Consider the following 4777-nt stretch of genomic DNA (forward strand, 5'->3'; position numbering starts at 1 on the left):
ACCCTAACTACATGGGAAGAGGAAGTAGCTAGAATGTGGCGATTTACTAAATCAAATGGAATAACGGAAGGCTTCCATCGTAAGATGAAGCTAATACAACGAAGGGCTTATGGGTTTAGGAATTTTGAAAATTATAGAGTCCGTGTTAAGGTGCTCTGCGGATGATTAAAGCTGCCCCCTTAAATGGGAAAGAGCCTTTAATTGGTGCCCAGGGCCGGAATCGAACCTATATGTAACCTATTGATTTTTAATAATGTAAATAATAAGGACTCGAATCTTACCCAAATTCTTACCCAACCTTAATATGGTAACCGATTTGAATAGTTGCGAAAAGATGCGAATCAATAAATAATGTTTATTTGCAATTTATATCAAAACGGATATAATATAGATGAAGTCATTATATTTTTTAGGTGATTCGGTAAAACGATTGCGTGCCTTTAATAAAGATGCCAGGCAAGATGCAGGGTATCAATTGGACAAAATACAACGCGGAGAGCAACCAGACGACTTTAAAGCCATGCCATCAATTGGCAAAGGAGTTGAAGAAATTCGTATTTGGGATGACTCAGGCACTTATAGAGTTATTTATACAGCCCGTATAAACGATGCAGTCTATGTGCTTCATGCGTTCCAGAAAAAAACGCAAGCAACTTTAAAGCGCGACATTGAATTAGCCAAAGCACGTTTTGCCGAATTAATGAGGAGTTTATAAGATGAATATCAGCGGACCTTATGCAAGCGTCTGGGATGCTATTGCTGACACCCTAGGCGAAGCAGCTAATATGCAGACTAAGTGCGAGTTAATGCGTAAAATAGTAGAAATTATTCAATCCAAAGGATGGACTCAGTCTGAAGCTGCAACTCGTTGTGCCATTACGCAACCTCGAATGAACGATTTACTACGTGGTCGCATTTCTCGCTTTTCTCTGGACGCATTAGTTAATATTGCAGCAGCTATTGGGCAACGAGTTCATATAGAGTTAGAAGCAGCTTAATCTATTAGAGGTTGTTTCTACTACTCCGGCCAAAATGGGTCAATTTTCTGTGCTCTGATGCTTGAAAATCGACCCATTTTGACGCGGACTAGCGAAATGTCAAAAGACCCTAGTCTTTAAAAAGTAACTCATCGCCTGAGAATACTCCAAAGCATAGTCTTAGCAGGCTCTCTGAGTTAGTTAAATTGTTGCCATTCCATTTCTGTGTATTCCGGAGCGAAATGATCACCGATTCCGGCCGCATTTGATCGCAGATTCCGGAAACACTTGATCAGAGATTCCGGCGTTACTTGATCACTGATTCCGGAACATTTGATCAGAGATTCCGGTCGTATTTGATCACCACCAACACTCACGATAAGACAATTTTTATACACTATTCGTCTTGTAACCCAAGGCGAGATTATCGTGAGACCATTAAGTATGCGAAAAATTCAAGAAGTATTTCGACAGCATGAACAAGGACACAGTAACCGAGACATTGGGCGAAGCCTCAATATTAGTTCAGGAACTGTATCCAACTACCTATATCGTGCACGTGTAGCGGGATTAACCTTGGCTGAGGCGCTGTCTCTTGGCGAGCAGGAACTGTACGAGCGCTTATTTTTACCATCAAAGGCCAGTTCAACTCAGCGTGTTCTGCCGGACTGGGAGTGCATCCATGCTGAGCTGCGGAAAAAAGGGATGACGTTAATGTTACTGTGGCGAGAATACAGGGAATGTCATCCAGATGGTGTGGGTTATAGCCAGTTTTGTGACCGTTATAAGCGTTATATCAAGCAAATTAGCCCCGTCATGCGACAGGTTCATAAAGCTGGAGAAAAGGTTTTTGTTGATTATGCGGGTATGACTGTTCCATGGATAGAGCCGTCTACAGGAGAGATTCATGAAGCACAAGTTTTTGTAGCCAGTCTTGGTGCATCGCAATTTACCTTTGTTGACATCACAGAAAGTCAATCACTGGAACACTGGATTAGCTCCCATATTCGAATGTGGAACACCTTCGGCGGTGTCACCAAAATTGTAGTGCCCGATAACTTGAAATCCGGTGTGAGCAAGTCGCACCGTTACGACCCTGATATTAACGCAAACTATCAGCATGTCAGTGAGCACTACGGATTCGCTATTGTCCCGGCTCGAGCCGCCAGGCCTCAGGATAAAGCCAAAGTTGAGAATGCTGTTGGATGTGTTGAGCGCCAGATCCTTGCCCCGTTGCGGCATCATACCTTTACCAGTATTGCTGAGATTAAAAAAGCCATTGCGCCAAAGCTTGCTGCCTTTAATCAACAGTCCTTTCAGAAAATGAATACTTCCCGCCTTGAGTTGTTCGAGGCTCTGGACAAACCAGCGCTTCACCCTTTGCCCTCTGAGCCATATCACTATGCGGAATGGAAAAGAGCCAAAGTGAATATCGATTATCACTTTGTTTTTGATGAACATTATTACAGTGTTCCCTATCAATACATTCACAAGACCATAGAAGTTCGTGCCAGTGGTTCGATGGTGGAATGCTTCCATGAGGGAAAGCGCATCGCCCTGCATACCCGCTCAAAAAAACGCTTTACACACACCACTTTGGCAGAACATATGCCAAGCAACCATAAGGCACATGCCGAGTGGACACCTGAGCGAATCCATCGATGGGCATTAAAAATGGGAGACGATACCGCCCGCTATATCGAATACATGATTGCCGCTCGGGCATTTCCAGAGCAAGCTTTTCGTTCCTGTCTGGGATTGATGAGGCTTGCCCAGCGTTTTGGTGCCGACCGACTGGAGAGCGCATGCGCTATTGCTCTGGAAGCAGGAATGACACGCTATCAACAGGTAGAGCGTCTGTTGAAAAACAATATGGACTTGGTCAGGACATCATCCAAAACGACTACACCTGTCATTACTCATCACAACAACCTTCGTGGTTCTAATTACTACCAATAGGAGAAACAACCATGTTAAACAATCCAACACTTGATAAACTTCGTTCCTTAAAACTAACCGGCATGGCTGATGCGTTTACAGAGCAACTCAAAAGACCCGTTAATGAACTGGATTTTGAAGAACGGCTTGGTTTATTGGTTGAACGTGAATATCTGTTACGTGATAACCGAAAAATGGAACGAAGGCTAAAACAAGCCAGACTACAACTCAATGCCTGCATGGAAGATATCGACTTTAAGCACCCTCGTGGTCTGAATAAATCAGCCATGCTGGAACTGTTTCGCTGCCAGTGGGTATCACAACAGCTTAATCTGCTGATTACCGGTCCAACCGGCTGCGGAAAAACATACATCGCCTGCGCATTAGCACATAAAGCTTGTATTACAGGATTCTCTTCTCGATATTACCGTCTCCCACGCTTATGGAATGAGCTGAAGATTGCCAAGGCCAATGGAAGCTATCCTAACTGGCTGGCATCCATCGCAAAAGTCGATGTACTCGTCCTGGATGACTGGGGTCTGGTAGCACCGGATGAGGAACAAAGAAGAGACTTACTGGAAATACTTGAAGACAGGTATCAGAAACGCTCAACCATCATTACCAGTCAACTCGCTGTAGCTCTATGGCATGAACACCTCGGGGATGCAACACTTGCAGACGCTGTCCTTGATAGACTCGTTCATAACTCAATCAGAATAGAGCTCAATGGTGAGTCCATGCGAAAAACAAAAAAATCTTTACAGACTAAACCACTTTAAAAGATAATCCACAGCGTGAGGTGTTGAAGTGATCAAATACTCCGGAATCAGTGATCAAATGCCTACCGGAATCAGTGATCAAGTCCTCCGGAATACGCAATTTCCAAGATTAACACTTGGTCTATCTAATTCAACTATCCTGTCTTCTTCACTTAATGTATCGAAAATATTATGAAAATCTTGCTGTACTTGGTTAATTTTTTCCAATTGAAATGTGCTTGATTTAAAAAAGTTCTGTTTTTGCCCAAAAGTTACAATAGTAATCAAAAAATTCACACACGATTTTAAGAAGTTCAATATAATTTCAGCTCCCGTTCTGTTATTAACAGTTTCCTGAAGAGCTTCTTCTGCAATTTCTTTAATAGAATCTAAAGCTTCTGAAAGTTGCTGAGGATTTAATTTACGAGGAGATAAGAGTTTTTCAATGGGAATAACTGTAAGTTTTCCTGGTTCAACATTTACGCCTGGATACATTATAGGAATTAATTTTTTTCCAATTTTGTCATATATTGCCAAAGCTTTAAATTCCGCTAAGGTTTTATTATCTAAAGCAACCCAAGGAGACCCTGAAAAGTTACAAGAGCCACTACTAATTTGAAGAACTAAATTAGTGTGGGATTTTGATAGCTCTACTAATAATTCTGTATTGTATTTAACAAAATCTTCATAGCTTTTCTTAAATTTTACTAGTTCTTTAGACATACACCTTTCCTCGTAATAATGGCTCATATATTAATTTGCACGAGATTGTATCATATTTTTATTAAGGGATTATTAAATGTTTGTATAATTTTTGAACAAAGTAGCCAAAGAATTTATCGCTCCATTTTCAGATAAAATGTTGAGCAATTAGATTTGTTAATCTTTAAACTTAAAATAACGCCCTGAGAATAAATGGTATGAGTTACCTCATTTATCACCTACTTCATACTTGCTATGAAAGTTTAAATTTTCTCTTTTCTAAAATAACTAACCGTTCAAAAAGATTAAGAATATTTTGGGCTTCTATTTCTTTTTTAGTCTGATAGCTCTTTTTATTAGGTGTCTTAAATTTTAAATCCTCTTGCCTAAGTGCAGATAATC

6 protein-coding genes are annotated in these 4777 nt (G+C 40.9%); 5 read left to right on the top strand and 1 reads right to left on the bottom strand.

The features are described 5' to 3' along the window. From Q0495_RS07315 to istB, 5 genes are all read left to right on the top strand, one after another. Positions 1–165 (top strand): transposase (locus tag Q0495_RS07315; protein ID WP_298624535.1); only part of this gene is annotated, 165 nt, incomplete at its 5' end. 226 nt (positions 166–391) lie between these two features. Then, the gene (locus Q0495_RS07320; protein ID WP_298624526.1) at positions 392–715 is read left to right on the top strand and encodes a type II toxin-antitoxin system RelE/ParE family toxin; all 324 of its coding nucleotides are present in this window, start codon (positions 392–394) and stop codon (positions 713–715) included. A gap of 1 nt (position 716) precedes the next feature. Further along, a complete protein-coding gene (locus Q0495_RS07325) occupies positions 717–998 on the top strand; it encodes a helix-turn-helix domain-containing protein (RefSeq protein WP_298624527.1) in 282 nt (93 codons plus the stop codon). A gap of 408 nt (positions 999–1406) precedes the next feature. After that, positions 1407–2936, top strand: coding sequence for an IS21 family transposase (gene istA / locus Q0495_RS07330; RefSeq protein ID WP_298624529.1), 1530 nt, complete (start codon positions 1407–1409; stop codon positions 2934–2936). An 11-nt stretch (positions 2937–2947) separates the two neighbouring features. Beyond that, the gene (gene istB / locus Q0495_RS07335; protein ID WP_298624531.1) at positions 2948–3694 is read left to right on the top strand and encodes an IS21-like element helper ATPase IstB; all 747 of its coding nucleotides are present in this window, start codon (positions 2948–2950) and stop codon (positions 3692–3694) included. Positions 3695–3772: 78 nt separating this feature from the next. Here the strand turns inward: istB and Q0495_RS07340 are convergent, their stop codons facing one another. Next, positions 3773–4396, bottom strand: coding sequence for a hypothetical protein (locus tag Q0495_RS07340; RefSeq protein WP_298624533.1), 624 nt, complete (start codon positions 4394–4396; stop codon positions 3773–3775). Positions 4397–4777 lie beyond the last annotated feature (381 nt).

It is taken from the genome of uncultured Legionella sp., from assembly GCF_937871865.1.
Classification (GTDB): domain Bacteria; phylum Pseudomonadota; class Gammaproteobacteria; order Legionellales; family Legionellaceae; genus Legionella.

Bases quoted from the DNA above. Each gene is read 5' to 3' on its own strand.
- Q0495_RS07340 (WP_298624533.1), bottom strand. From the start codon at position 4,396: ATGTCTAAAGAACTAGTAAAATTTAAGAAAAGCTATGAAGATTTTGTT.
- Q0495_RS07320 (WP_298624526.1), top strand. From the start codon at position 392: ATGAAGTCATTATATTTTTTAGGTGATTCGGTAAAACGATTGCGTGCC.
- istB (WP_298624531.1), top strand. From the start codon at position 2,948: ATGTTAAACAATCCAACACTTGATAAACTTCGTTCCTTAAAACTAACC.
- Q0495_RS07325 (WP_298624527.1), top strand. From the start codon at position 717: ATGAATATCAGCGGACCTTATGCAAGCGTCTGGGATGCTATTGCTGAC.